This window comes from Streptomyces sp. NPDC059092 (assembly GCF_042756365.1).
Lineage (GTDB): Bacteria > Actinomycetota > Actinomycetes > Streptomycetales > Streptomycetaceae > Streptomyces.
This window is the reverse complement of sequence record NZ_JBHZEJ010000043.1, coordinates 1-12,571: the sequence shown is the minus strand read 5'-3', so window position 1 is coordinate 12,571 and position 12,571 is coordinate 1. Positions and strand designations below refer to the sequence as shown.

Below are 12,571 nucleotides of genomic sequence, written 5' to 3'. Positions count from 1 at the left end.
GCGGGGAACGGTCCGCGCGGCGGCGGGCCGCCGCCAGGGCGGAATCAGCACCAGCGCCGCGGAAATCAGTGCCGGCGCCGGGGAGTCAGCGGCAGTACGGCACCGGCGACAGGTTCTCGACGTAACGGGCCGCGACATAGCCGGGGCGTCCGTTGCCGAGGTGGTACCAGAGGTCGTTGCCGTCCACGTTCTGGCCGACGACCTTGCAGGACAGGGCGATGACCGCACCCGGCTGGACACTTCCCAGGTATCCGGAGTTCGAGGTCGGCCGTTCGCGGATGGACAGGGGGAGCCGGGAGACGACCCGCCCCTTCGGTTCGGCGGCGGGCGCCTGCGCCGCGGCGGGTTCCTGCTTCTGCGACGTGGGGGACGCGGCCGGAGGCGCCGGGGTGGCCGTCGCGGGGGTGGCCGCGAAGGCGGCGGAACCGGCGAGCGTGAGTACCGCGAGTGTGGCGGCGAGGCGGCTCTTGACGCGAAGTGCGGACATCGTCATCCTCTTTCCCTTTTGGGCGTTACCTCCTTGATGGCATGCCGTACGGCGTGACCGCCAGGGCAGAACGAAAACCTCACCCGGATAGGGAGTTGAGAGAGCGATTGGTCTGTTTGTCAGATCGCCTTGCCGGGGTTGAGGATGCCGTGCGGGTCGAACGCGGTCTTCAGCCGGTGGTGCAGCGCCACGCTGTCGGGGCCGAGTTCGTCGGCGAGCCACCGGCGCTTGAGCGTACCCACCCCGTGTTCGCCGGTGAGGGTGCCGCCGAGGGAGGGTCACGCGGGCTCCTCGGTCGGGTCGGACGTCCCGGTCGGGCCGGACGCCCCGGTCGGCGCGGGGGCAGCCGTGCTCGCCCACGCGGCCGGCGCGGATGCCCCGATCGTCAGGAGCTCGGTGTCCTCCTGGGGGAAACGGGGACGGAGGCGGGAGCGGGACAAGGCGGTGATTCCTTACGGGCGGGCGCGAGGCGTCGGCGCCGGGAGCGGCGGACGGGCGAACGCAAGGGGGTAAGGGGGCGGCGGACGGGCAGCGAGGAAGCAGGCCGGGGGGCGGGCAGCGAGGGAGCGGACGGGGCAGCGGGCCGACGAGGGAGCGGACGGCCGGGGGCGGGGTCAGGCGGCGGCGCGGGTCGCGCGGGAAGCGAGTTCCTGCCGTACGAGCGGCAGTACGTACCGTGCGTAGTCGATCGCGTCGTTCAGCGGGTCCCAGCCCCGGATGGAGAGCAGCTCACAGCCGATGTCGACGTAGTCCAGCAGCGCGGCGGCGACGGTCTCGGGCGAGCCGACGAGCGCGGTCGAACTGCCCGCCGCGTTGGTGGCGGTGGCCAGCGGCGTCCACAGCGCCCGGTCGTGCAGATCGCCCCGGGACGCGATGTCCAGCAGCCGCTGGGACCCGACGTTGGCGGGCCGGCCGGTGCCGGGCGCCGGGTAGTGGTGGGCGTGCTGGTTCCGGGCACGTTCGGCGGCGCCTTCCTTGGCCCGCCCGAGGATCCGGTGCGCCTTCTCCCAGGCCAGCTCGTCGGTGGGAGCGATGATCGGCCGGAACGACAACCAGATGCGCGGCCGGGGCCCCGGCCGTCGGCGCCGTTGACGATCTCCCGGCCGCCCTGCTGGGTCGCCACCGCCTTGTAGACGCCGAAGATCGCCCAGGCCTCGATCCTCCCTGCGCCGAAGGCGGCCTGCGCGTCGGTCGGCAGCAGGTACTTGACCTTGACGTCGGAGTACGAAAGTCCTGCCTGCTGGAGGGCGTTGGCGAGCAGGTACTCGGAGATGCTGCCCTTGGCGGAGGAGACCACGACCGTCCGGCCCTTGAGGTCCGCGACCTTCCTGATCGTCGAATCCTTCCGGACGACGATGCCCACGGACGTCCCGTCGTTGCGTAGCGCGGCCACCGCCTTGATCGGCACACCTCCGCTGAGCGCCTGGAGCGTGGGCGGATCGGCGGCGTACGTGGTGTCCGCCGCGCCCGCCTGGGCCGCCTGGAACAGCGGCGCCGCACCCTCGAACTCGGCCCATTTCACCTGGTACGACGCGCCCTTGAAGGCACCGGACGCGTTCGCCAGGGTCTGGAGGTTCTTGGCCTGGTCGCCGAGGGTGAGCGTGACGTCGGAAGCGGCGCCCGCCGGCCCGGAGGCCGCGCTGTCGCCCCGCGTACCGCATCCGGCCGTCACGAGGGCGAGCGCCGACAGGGCGAGCGCGGCGGCGAGGGCCCGGGGCCGGACCGGGTTCGGGGGCCGGACCGGGCGCGGGGGCCGGACCGGGCGCGGGGGACGGACCGGGTTCGGGGGCCGGACCGGGTTCGGGGGCCTGATCGGGCGCGGGGGACGGACCGGGTTCGGGGGCCTGATCGGGCGCGGGGGACGGATCGGGCGCGGATGCTCCGGGTCATGACGGGGTTCCTTCCAGGGACTTCGTTCCCGGCGCCGCCTCCGGCATGGGTACGGGTGCGGGGGCATCGCCGTGGGTGTCGGCGTGCGCGCCCGCGGGGACCGGGGCCGGGTCGGCGGAGGCGTCCCGCACCCCCAGCCAGGCCGGCAACTGGCCGCGCAGCGCGACGGATTCGGGCGAGCCGAGACTGCGGGGGCGGGGCAGGTCCATGGTCACCTCGTGCGCGATGCCACCCGCGTCCATCACCAGGACGCGGTCGGCCAGCAGCAGCGACTCCTCCACGTCATGGGTGACCAGGAGGATCGAGCAGCCGTGGCGCTGCCACAACTCGCCCACCAGCCGTTGCGCCTTGGCCCGGGTCAGCGCGTCCAGCGCGCCGAACGGCTCATCCAGCAGCAGGAGTTCCGGATCCCGCACCAGAGCCCTGGCGAGCGAGACGCGCTGCGCCCGGCTGGGTGCCGCCCGAGGCGCCGGCGCCGCTGCCGCTGGTGGCCGTCGAGGCGCCCTGCGCGATCCGGCGCCGGGCCCTGGGCGTGCTCGCGGAACGCGATATACCCACCACCGTCGTCTGCGACGCGGGCTACCTCGCCGGGGTCCTGGACGCCGCCCGCGCCGGTCTCGGCGCCGCGCTGCTGGCCTCGGTCGGCCCGGGACCCGAAGGGCTGACAGAACGCCACGACCTGCCGCCCGTCCCGGCGATCCGGATGAGCGCGCACGCGCGGCGGGGCGCCGACCCCGCGATGGTGGCGGGCGCGGTCGCGGCGGTCAGCGCGCTGCTGTCGTCGGGGCCGGCCCCCGCCGGGCGCTGACGCCGGCCGCTCCGGACCCGTACGACAGCGTCCGCGGTTCCGGGTTCCGGGCCTCGGTACGGCACCGGCCGCGAGGTCGTGCGGTCGGGAGCCGCCGCCCGGCAGGGCCGGACCCAGGCCCCTCAGACCGCGAAGAGCCGGCTGATGTCCGCGAATGCCTTGAACTCCATGGCGTTTCCGGCCGGGTCGAGGAAGAACATCGTCCACTGTTCGCCCGGTTCGCCCTCGAAGCGGACGTAGGGCTGGATCACGAAGTCGGTGCCGGCCTCCGTCATCCGGGCCGCCAGCTCCTTGAACTCCTCGACGGGCAGGACGAGTCCGAAGTGCGGTACGGGCACCTCGTGTCCGTCGACGGGGTTCGTGCCGGCTACGCCGTCCCGGGGAGCCCCCGAGGGGCCGTCTCCGACCCGGTGGGTGACGACCTGGTGGCCGCCGAAGTTCCAGTCGATCCACCTGGCGTCGGACCGCCCCTCGGCGAAGCCGAGCACGCCGCCGTAGAACCTCCGGGCGGCGTCGATGTCGTCGACCGGGATGGCGAGGTGGAAGGGGGCGAGAGCCATGCGCTGTCTCCTTCTGGAAGGGAGCGGTCCCGATGCGGGGACGGTACGGACGGAGAGCCGGTGGAGACACGGAGGCGGGCGGCGGCGGCCCGGTTGCCGCCTGGCCGTGCGTGGGTCACGGGCGGTCGAGGTAGGCCAGGCCGGGGTGTACGGCGCGGTAGCCGTCCAGGAGGCGGTGGGCGACGGTGACCGAGTCCACCAGCGGGTGCAGCGCGAAGGCCGCGACGGCCGAGGCGCGCGAACCGCTCTCGGCGGCGGCCAGTACCTCGCGCTCGACCGCCTTGACCGCGCAGACCAGCCCGGTGGCGTGGTACGGCAGCGGTGCGACGGTGACGGGATGCGCGCCGTTGCCGTCCACCAGGCAGGGCACCTCGATGACGGCGTCGGCGTCGAGCGCCGTGAGCGTGGACCGGTTGCGTACGTTGAGGATGAGCGTGGTGCGTTCGTCCCGGGCGACGGCCCGCATCAGCGCGAGCGCGACCTGCTCGTAGCCGCCGGACTCCAGATCGGCGTCGTCGCGTTCACCGGCGCCCGCGGCCTCGCGGTTCTCCGCCATGTACGTGGCCTCGCGCTCGGCGCGGGTACGGTCCCAGGTGCCCAGCGCGGGGGCGCCGGGGTGGGCCACCTCCTCGTAGAAGCGGGCCTGCTGGTCCCGGAGGAAGGCGCCGCGGGTCTGCTCGGCCTGCTGGTAGGCGAGGACGGCCTCACGGTTGAAGTAGTAGTAGTGCAGGTACTCGTTGGGGACGGCGCCGAGGGAGCGGAGCCAGTCGGCGCCGAAGAGCTTGCCCTCCTCGAACGAGCCGAGGGCGTCGGGGTCGGCGAGCAGCCGGGGCAGTTCGTCACGGCCGTCGACGCGCAGTCCCCGCAGCCAGCCGAGGTGGTTGAGGCCGACGTAGTCGATCCACGCGCGGTCGGGGTCGGCGCCGAGCACCCGGGCGACCCGCCGGCCCAGACCGACGGGCGAGTCGCAGATGCCGATGACGCGGTCGCCGAGGTGGCGGGACATGGCCTCGGTGACCAGTCCCGCCGGGTTGGTGAAGTTGATGACCCACGCGTCGGGCGCGAGGCGCGCCACCCGCCGGGCGATGTCGACGGCGACGGGCACGGTGCGCAGTCCGAACGCGATACCGCCCGCGCCGACCGTCTCCTGGCCGAGGACGCCCTCGGCCAGGGCGACCCGCTCGTCCGCCGCGCGCCCTTCGAGCCCGCCGACGCGGATCGCGGAGAAGACGAAGTCGGCGCCGCGCAGCGCCTCGTCGAGGTCGGTCGTCGCGGTCACGGCGGGCGCGTCGGGGACGGACGCGGCCTGTTCGGCGAGGACCCGGGTGATGGCGCCGAGCCGGCCGGCGTCCAGGTCGTGGAGGGTGACGTGGGTGACCCTCCCCTCCGCGTGGTCGCCCAGGAGAGCGCCGTACACCAGAGGGACCCGGAACCCGCCGCCGCCGAGGATCGTCAGCTTCACACCCGCACCACTTTCACACCGGCCTCCGTGAGCCGGCGTGTGCGGCCGGCTCGGCGGGGGCGTTGGTCACCTGTACGTGACCATCTTCGCGCCCCCGCGCCCGGACGGCAGGGTCAGGAGCAGATACACGGCCAGCGAGGCGGCCAGCCCCACCGCCCAGCCGTAGTCCGCGAGCGGCTTGAGGAACGGGATCAGCCCGTCCTCGGGGAAGGGGCCCTTCCCGGGCGCCGAGTGGGAGCCGCCCACCGCCAGCACCCCGCCGACGACGAAGGCGAGCACGGCCCGCGGGTTCCAGCCGCGCACGTACCAGTACGGACCGTCCGGCCGGTAGAGCGCGGCGAGGTCGAGCACGGTGCGCCGGACGATCCAGTAGTCGGCGATCAGGATGCCGGCGACCGTACCGAGCAGACCGCCGACCAGACCCAGCCAGGTGAAGATGTACAGCTCGGGCGTGGCGGTGAGTTTCCACGGCATGATGAGGACGCCGACGACGCCCGTGATCAGCGCGCCCGTACGGAAGTTGATGATCTTCGGGGCGAGGTTGGCGAGGTCGTAGGCGGGTGAGACGACATTGGCCGCGATGTTCACCGAGATGGTCGCGACGAGCACCGTCACCAGGGCGAACACCAGCCCGAAGACGTTGTCCGTCTTCGCCGCCAGCTCCACCGGGTCCCAGACGGCCGCGCCGTACACCGCCTGCGATCCGGAGGTGACGAAGACGGAGAGCAGCGCGAAGAGGGTCATCGTCGTGGGCAGCCCGAGCGCCTGTCCTCTGATCTGGGCGCGCTGGCCCGCGCCGAAGCGGGTGAAGTCGGGGATGTTCAGCGACAGGGTGGACCAGAAGGCGATCATCCCCATCAGCGAGGGGAAGAAGACCGGCCAGAACTCGGCGCCCCAGCCCAGTTCGGACGGCTGGTCGAGCAGCGGCCCCAGGCCGCCCGCCTTGACGGTGATCCAGACCAGCAGGACCAGCGCGCCGACGATCACGAAGGGCGCGGCCCAGTTCTCGAACCGCCGCAGGGTGTCCATCCCCCGGTGGATGATGGCGAGTTCGAGCACCCAGAAGAGCAGGAAGCAGAGCCACAGCGTCCAGGGCTGGCCACCGATCCGCGACGCCTCCGCCCAGCCACCGAAGATCTTGCCGAGCAGGACGAAGATGCCCTGCCCGCCGATCCAGGTCTGGATCCCGAACCACGCACAGGCGACGGCGGCGCGGATCAGCGCGGGCAGATTGGCGCCGCGCACCCCGAACGAGGCGCGGGCGAGCACCGGGAAGGGGATGCCGTACTTCGGCCCCGCGTGCCCGGTCAGCAGCATCGGCAGCAGCACGATCACATTGGCCAGGGCGATCGTGAGGACCGCCTGTTTCCAGTCCATGCCCAGGGTGACCAGGCCGGACGCCAGCAGCCAGGAGGGGATGTTGTGCGCCATGCCGACCCAGAGGGCGGCGAAGTTGTACGTCGTCCAGCTCCGCCGCGCCACCGGCACGGGCAGCAGGTCGGCATTGGCGAAGCGGCTGTCCTCGGGGACCGCGCCGGGCGGCAGCTCGACGCGGCCCCCGGGGTCGGTTATCGGTCCGTCGGCGGAGGGTGCGGGCGGTACGGTCGCGGTCATGGCGGCGGGACCCTTCGTTCGAGGGCGGGTGCGTCGGGGACGTCGAACGAGGCCGTGCGGGCGGCGGGTTACGGGGGGGGCGAGGACCGGAAGGGGGCCCGGTCCAGGCCCGGCCGGACCGGACCGGGGCCGGACCTGGGACCGGGACAAGGCCGGTCCAGGCCCGGCCGGATCAGTCCTGGAGCGCCGGGATGATCTCGGCGCCGTACGCGTCGATCGTCGCCTCCTTCGCGTCGTGCATGTCGTAGAGGGCGAACTGGTCGACGCCGAGCGCGCGCAGCGCCTTCAGCTTCTCGATGTGCGCCTCCACCGGACCGAGCAGGCAGAAGCGGTCCACGATCTCGTCGGGGACGAAGTCCGCGGACGGGTTGCCCGTCCGGCCGTGGTGGCTGTAGTCGTACCCCTCGCGCTGCTTGATGTACGTGGTCAGCGCGTCCGGTACGAGCCCGGAGTGCTCCCCGTACCGCGACACGAGGTCCGCGACGTGGTTGCCGACCATGCCGCCGAACCAGCGGCACTGCTCCCGCGCGTGGGCGAGGTCGTCGCTCACATAGGCGGGCGCGGCGACGCAGATGGTGAGCGAGTCCGGGTCGCGTCCGGCGTCGGAGGCCGCCGTGCGGACCGCCTTGACCATCCACTCGGTGAGGAAGGGATCGGCGAGCTGGAGGATGAAGCCGTCGGCCTTCTGCCCGGCGAGCGCGAGCGCCTTGGGCCCGTACGCCGCCATCCACACCGGCAGCTTGCCGTCCCGTACCCACGGCAGCCGCAGCGCCTTCCCGTCGACGGTGGCCTCGCGGCCCTCCGCCAGATCACGGATGACGCCCATCGACTCGCCGAGGGTGGCGAGGGTGTTGGGCTTGCGGCCCGCGACGCGCATGGCGGAGTCGCCGCGGCCGATGCCGCACACGGTGCGGTTGCCGTACATCTCGTTGAGCGTGGCGAAGGTGGAGGCGGTCACCTCCCAGGTCCGGGTGGACGGGTTGGTGACCATGGGGCCCACGGTCAGGGTGGTGGTGTGCTCCAGGATGCGGCTGTGGATGACGAACGGCTCCTGCCAGAGCACGGCCGAGTCGAAGGTCCAGCCGTACCGGAAGCCGTTGCTCTCCGCGCGCCGCATGAGGTCGACGACGGCGGAGGAGGGCGGGTCGGTCTGGAGGACGAGTCCGAAGTCCATGCTGTCGCTCCTGAGTTCAGTCGAGGTACTGGCAGAGAGAGCGGGGGGTGTACTGGCCGTGTCCGGCCCGTCCGGTGAACTGCCGCCGGTCGATGACTACTTCGCCACGGGAGAGCACCGTCTCTACCTGGCCGGTGAGTCGCTTGCCCTCGTACGCGGAGTAGTCCACGGCCATGTGGTGGGTCTCGGCGGAGATGGTCTGCTCGGTGCCCGGGTCGTAGATGACGACATCGGCGTCGGCGCCCGGCGCGATGGTGCCCTTGCGCGGGTAGAGGCCGAACATCCGGGCCGGGGCGGCGCAGGCGATGTCGATCCAGCGGCGCCGGGTGAGGTGCCCGTCGACCACGGCCTGGTGGAGCAGGTCCATGCGGTTCTCCACGCCGGGCAGCCCGTTGGGGATCTTGGAGAAGTCGCCGCGGCCCATCTCCTTCTGGCCGGCGAAGCAGAACGGGCAGTGGTCCGTGGAGACCACCTGGAGGTCATCGGTGCGCAGCCCGCGCCACAGGGCCGCCTGGTGGTCCTTGGGCCGCAGCGGGGTGGAGCAGACGTACTTGGCGCCCTCGAAGTCCGGTTCGGCCAGGTTGTCGGTGGAGAGGAAGAGGTACTGCGGACAGGTCTCGCCGAAGACGGGCAGCCCCTTGTCGCGGGCGGCGGCCAGTTCGGCGACGGCCTCCTCGGCGGAGACGTGCACGACGTAGAGCGGGGCTTCCGCGACCCGCGCGAGCTGGATCGCCCGGTGGGTGGCCTCGGCCTCCAGCAGGACCTTCCGTACCTCGCCGTGGTAGCGCGGGTCGGTGTGTCCGGCGGCCAGGGCCTGTTCGACGAGGACGTCGATGGCGATGCCGTTCTCGGCGTGCATCATGATCAGCCCGCCGTTGTGCGAGGCGCGCTGCATGGCCCGCAGGATCTGGCCGTCGTCGCTGTAGAACACGCCCGGGTAGGCCATGAACAGCTTGAAGCTGGTGACGCCCTCCTGGACGAGGAGGTCCATCTCCTTCAGCGAGCGCTCGTTGACGTCCGCCATGATCATGTGGAAGCCGTAGTCGATGGCGCAGTTGCCGTCCGCCTTGGCGAACCAGGCGTCGAGCCCCGCGCGCAGCGACTGTCCCGGGGACTGGATGGCGAAGTCCACGATGGTGGTGGTGCCGCCCCAGGCGGCGGCCCGGGTGCCGGTCTCGAAGGTGTCCGCGGCGAAGGTGCCGCCGAAGGGCATCTCCATGTGGGTGTGCGCGTCGACGCCGCCCGGGATGACGTACTTGCCGGTGGCGTCGATCGTACGGCCGGCGGTCCAGCCCGCGGCCACGTCGGAGCCGTGAGCGGCGAGGGCGACGATCCTGCTGTCCTCGATCAGGACATCGGCGTGGGTCTCGTCGGCGGCGGTGATGACGAGCCCGCCGCGGATCAGGGTGCGGGTGCTGCTCATGCTGGTGGCGCTCCCTTTCGTACGGTCGGTGGAGGGGCGGGGTGCGGTCCGGCCGCGTACGCCCAGGGCCGGGGCGACCGGCCCCGGGCGTACACGGCAAGGGCGTACGCCCCGGGCCGGGAGGATCGCGGAATCAGACGCCCCGCAGGGCCAGTTCCAGGATCGCGGCGCCCTCTTCGGCCTCGGCGACGGTCAGCGAGAGGGGCGGGGCGATCCGCAGCACGCTGGTGTTGTGGCCGCCACCCTTCCCGATCAACAGGCCGCCCTCGCGGGCCGCTTCGAGCACGGCCGAGGCCGTCCGCGGCGCCGCCTCGCCGGTCGCGGGGTTGATCAGCTCGATGCCGATCATCAGCCCCCGGCCGCGTACCTCGCGTACGGAGTCGACGCACGCGCCGATGGCCCGCAGCCGCTCGATGAGCAGGCCGCCGACCCGGCGGGCGTTGCCCTGGAGGTCGTGCTCCTGGAGGTACGAGAGGTTGGCGAGGCCGGCCGCCATGGTGACCGGGCTGCCGCCGAAGGTCGAAATGGAGTTGGCGTCCAGGCAGTTCATGATGGAGGCGCGGGCGACGACACCGCCGATGGACATGCCGTTGCCGATGCCCTTGGCGAAGGTGAGCAGGTCCGGCGGGCCGTTCCCGGCGTGCGCCTGCCAGCCCCAGAAGTGTTCCCCGGTACGGCCCCAGCCGGTCTGCACCTCGTCACTGATCCACAGGATGCCGTGGCGGTCGAGGACTTCGCGGAACGCGGCGTACAGTCCGTCGGGCGGGGCGGTGAACCCGCCGACGCCCTGCACCGGTTCGGCGATCAGCGCGGCGGGCGTACGGGTGTGGCCGAGCAGGTCCTCCAGGTCGGCGACGCACGCCTCGATGAACCGTTCGTCGGTGAGCCCCGCGTAGGGGCCGCGGTTGCGGACGCCGCCGTGCACGTACAGCGTCTGGAGCGGGGAGAGTCCGGTGGGCGACCAGCCGCGGTTGCCGGTGATGGAGACGGTGGAGAAGGACCTGCCGTGGTAGCTGTTGCGCATCGCGAGGATCTGGCTGGAGCCGCGGTGGGCGGTGGCCAGCATCAGCGCGGTGTCGTTGGCCTCGGTGCCGGAGGTGGTGAAGAAGACCCGGGCGTCCGGGATGCCGGACAACGCCGCGATGCGCTCGGCGAGTTCGACCATCGGGCGGTTGAGGTAGAGCGTGGAGGAGTGGATGATCCGGCCCGCCTGCTCGGTCACCGCCTTGGTGACCTCGGGGAGCGCGTGGGCGGTCATGGTGGTGAGGATGCCGCCGAAGAAGTCGAGGTAGCGGTTGCCCTCGGCGTCCCAGACATGGCGGCCCTCGCCGTGGGTGATCTCGATCGGCTCGTCGTAGTAGAGGGCTAGCCAGTCGGGCAGGACGGCGCGGTGGCGGTCGTGGAGGTCGCTCACAGCCGGGTGGAGGTCGTTCACGGCCGCACCAGCCCCTCGTACGCGTCGGGGCGCCGGTCCCGGTAGAACGCCCACTGCTGACGCACCTCCTCGATCAGCCCGAAGTCCAGGTCCCGTACGACCAGTTCCTCCGCCTTGTCGCTCGCGGGCTCCCCCACGAACTGGCCGCGCGGGTCGACGAAGTAGCTGGTGCCGTAGAAGTCGTTGTCGCCGTACTCCTCCTGGCCGACGCGGTTGATCGCGGCGATGAAGTATTCGTTGGCGACGGCGGCCGCGGGCTGTTCGAGCTGCCACAGGTAGCTGGAGAGACCGCGCGAGGTGGCGGACGGGTTGTACACGATCTCGGCGCCGTTCAGGCCGAGCTGGCGCCAGCCCTCGGGGAAGTGGCGGTCGTAGCAGATGTAGACGCCGACCTTGCCGACGGCGGTGTCGAACACGGGCCAGCCGGCGTTCCCCGGCTTGAAGTAGTACTTCTCCCAGAACCCTTTGACCTGCGGGATATGGTGCTTGCGGTACTTGCCGAGGTACGAGCCGTCGGCGTCGATCACCGCCGCGGTGTTGTAGTAGAAGCCGGACTGCTCGACCTCGAAGACCGGGACCACCACGACCATTCCGGTCTCCCGGGCCAGCTCGCGCATCCTCGTGACGGTCGGCCCGTCCGGGACGGGCTCGGCCCAGCGGTAGTGCTCCGGCTCCTGCACCTGGCAGAAGTAGGGGGCGTTGAAGACTTCCTGGAATCCGATGATCTCCGCGCCCTGCCGGGCCGCCTCGCGGGCGTGCTCCTCATGTTTGGCGATCATGGATTCGGTGTCGCCCGTCCAGGTCGCCTGGACGAGTGCGGCGCGTACGACTCGGGCCACGAGCTGCTCCTTCGGCGAGTGCTTGGGTCAGCTCTACGCACGTAGATTTTGCGTAGGAGGAGAACGTAGACCCCGGCTCACACGGGGGCAAGACCATCGTCGTCAACCCGCAGAGTCGAGCCTGTTTCACACCCGAGCGGTCGACTCCGTTCCCCACCCGACCGGCCGACAGCGGTGGACGGAGGGGCAGCTCAGCCCGGCACGATTCCGGCCACCCGCAGAGCATGCACCACGTCGCGCTCACGGGAGGCCGACACGGCGCGCGCCGCGTCGAGGAGCTGCGGTACGAGACGGTGCGGATCGGGTGCGGCGACGAGCGCCGCGTCCTCCGGCGCGCGCACCTGCACGAAGGCGGTCAGCAGCGCCCGCGCCTCGTGCGCGCGGCCCGCCTCGCCCAGTGCGAGCACGGCGTCGGTGATCTCCTCGGCGGGCCGGGAAACCCCCTGGCGCAGCAACTGCCCGCAGTCGTCGTCGCGGCCGGCGACGGCGAGCGCGCCGGCCGCCGCGGCGAGCCGCGCGGGCGGCAGGAAGGCCGCCTCCCAGAGCAGTTCGGCCCAGTCGGCGGCGAGTCCGGCGCGGTGCAGTTCGGCGGCGAGCGGCGGAAGCTGCCGAGGCGGGCGGCCCGCGGCCTCGCAGAGCACGACGTGCGCCTCGCCCGTCCGCCCCTCGGCGCGCAGCCGGCGCAGCTCGGTGACGGTCTCGACGGCGGCGCGGTGGTCCTCCGGTGAGGGCGCGGGGGGCGCTTCGCGCGGCGGGGCGGCGGGGGCGGCGCCCCCCCCCGCCCCCCGCCCGGCGCGCACCCCCCCCCGGCGGGGCCCCCCGGCGGGTGCACCCGGCCGGGCGCCCGCGCAGGTCAGGTGCTCGGTGCGCGTCAGTGAC

At 72.5% G+C, this 12,571-nt stretch carries 9 protein-coding genes and 4 pseudogenes; 1 reads left to right on the top strand and 12 read right to left on the bottom strand.

Annotated elements, in window-relative coordinates; genetic code table 11:
- Positions 1-85: 85 nt before the first annotated feature.
- From ACFXPL_RS23465 to ACFXPL_RS23450, 4 genes and pseudogenes are all read right to left on the bottom strand, one after another.
- Positions 86-487, bottom strand: coding sequence for an SH3 domain-containing protein (locus ACFXPL_RS23465; protein ID WP_384922808.1), 402 nt, complete (start codon positions 485-487; stop codon positions 86-88).
- A gap of 119 nt (positions 488-606) precedes the next feature.
- Positions 607-759 (bottom strand): annotated as a pseudogene (locus ACFXPL_RS23460) (FAD-linked oxidase C-terminal domain-containing protein); the annotation flags it as partial.
- 342 nt (positions 760-1,101) lie between these two features.
- Positions 1,102-2,444: pseudogene (locus ACFXPL_RS23455) on the bottom strand (LLM class flavin-dependent oxidoreductase).
- A pseudogene (locus tag ACFXPL_RS23450) lies at positions 2,374-2,925 on the bottom strand (hypothetical protein); the annotation flags it as partial. The pseudogenes ACFXPL_RS23450 and ACFXPL_RS23455, both read right to left, overlap by 71 nt.
- Here ACFXPL_RS23450 and ACFXPL_RS23445 point away from each other — a divergent pair.
- A complete protein-coding gene (locus ACFXPL_RS23445; RefSeq protein ID WP_384922806.1) occupies positions 2,832-3,185 on the top strand; it encodes a hypothetical protein in 354 nt (117 codons plus the stop codon). The pseudogene ACFXPL_RS23450 and the gene ACFXPL_RS23445 sit on opposite strands and share 94 nt — an antisense overlap.
- A gap of 122 nt (positions 3,186-3,307) precedes the next feature.
- Here the strand turns inward: ACFXPL_RS23445 and ACFXPL_RS23440 are convergent, their stop codons facing one another.
- The 8 genes and pseudogenes from ACFXPL_RS23440 to ACFXPL_RS23405 form a co-directional block, all read right to left on the bottom strand.
- Positions 3,308-3,745: a VOC family protein gene (locus ACFXPL_RS23440; protein ID WP_384922803.1), complete on the bottom strand. Its 438-nt coding sequence runs from the start codon at positions 3,743-3,745 to the stop codon at positions 3,308-3,310.
- A 115-nt stretch (positions 3,746-3,860) separates the two neighbouring features.
- Positions 3,861-5,207, bottom strand: a complete 1,347-nt coding sequence (locus tag ACFXPL_RS23435; protein WP_384922800.1) for a 6-phospho-beta-glucosidase — start codon at positions 5,205-5,207, stop codon at positions 3,861-3,863.
- A 66-nt stretch (positions 5,208-5,273) separates the two neighbouring features.
- Entirely contained in the window at positions 5,274-6,821 is a 1,548-nt protein-coding gene (locus tag ACFXPL_RS23430; protein WP_384922797.1) for an NCS1 family nucleobase:cation symporter-1, read from the bottom strand.
- Between the two features lie 172 nt (positions 6,822-6,993).
- The gene (locus tag ACFXPL_RS23425) at positions 6,994-7,995 is read right to left on the bottom strand and encodes a TIGR03842 family LLM class F420-dependent oxidoreductase (protein ID WP_384922794.1); all 1,002 of its coding nucleotides are present in this window, start codon (positions 7,993-7,995) and stop codon (positions 6,994-6,996) included.
- A gap of 16 nt (positions 7,996-8,011) precedes the next feature.
- Positions 8,012-9,418, bottom strand: a complete 1,407-nt coding sequence (gene hydA, locus ACFXPL_RS23420; protein WP_384922791.1) for a dihydropyrimidinase — start codon at positions 9,416-9,418, stop codon at positions 8,012-8,014.
- A 133-nt stretch (positions 9,419-9,551) separates the two neighbouring features.
- Positions 9,552-10,832: an aspartate aminotransferase family protein gene (locus tag ACFXPL_RS23415; protein WP_384922924.1), complete on the bottom strand. Its 1,281-nt coding sequence runs from the start codon at positions 10,830-10,832 to the stop codon at positions 9,552-9,554.
- A 17-nt stretch (positions 10,833-10,849) separates the two neighbouring features.
- Positions 10,850-11,692 carry a nitrilase-related carbon-nitrogen hydrolase gene (locus ACFXPL_RS23410; RefSeq protein WP_384922788.1) on the bottom strand — a complete coding sequence of 281 codons (843 nt, stop codon included), beginning with the start codon at positions 11,690-11,692 and terminating at the stop codon, positions 10,850-10,852.
- Between the two features lie 191 nt (positions 11,693-11,883).
- Positions 11,884-12,571, bottom strand: a pseudogene (locus ACFXPL_RS23405) (hypothetical protein); the annotation flags it as partial.

Coding starts and splice junctions, on each gene's coding strand:
- ACFXPL_RS23465 (WP_384922808.1), bottom strand. CDS start 487: ATGTCCGCACTTCGCGTCAAGAGCCGCCTCGCCGCCACACTCGCGGTA.
- ACFXPL_RS23440 (WP_384922803.1), bottom strand. CDS start 3,745: ATGGCTCTCGCCCCCTTCCACCTCGCCATCCCGGTCGACGACATCGAC.
- ACFXPL_RS23430 (WP_384922797.1), bottom strand. CDS start 6,821: ATGACCGCGACCGTACCGCCCGCACCCTCCGCCGACGGACCGATAACC.
- ACFXPL_RS23425 (WP_384922794.1), bottom strand. CDS start 7,995: ATGGACTTCGGACTCGTCCTCCAGACCGACCCGCCCTCCTCCGCCGTC.
- hydA (WP_384922791.1), bottom strand. CDS start 9,418: ATGAGCAGCACCCGCACCCTGATCCGCGGCGGGCTCGTCATCACCGCC.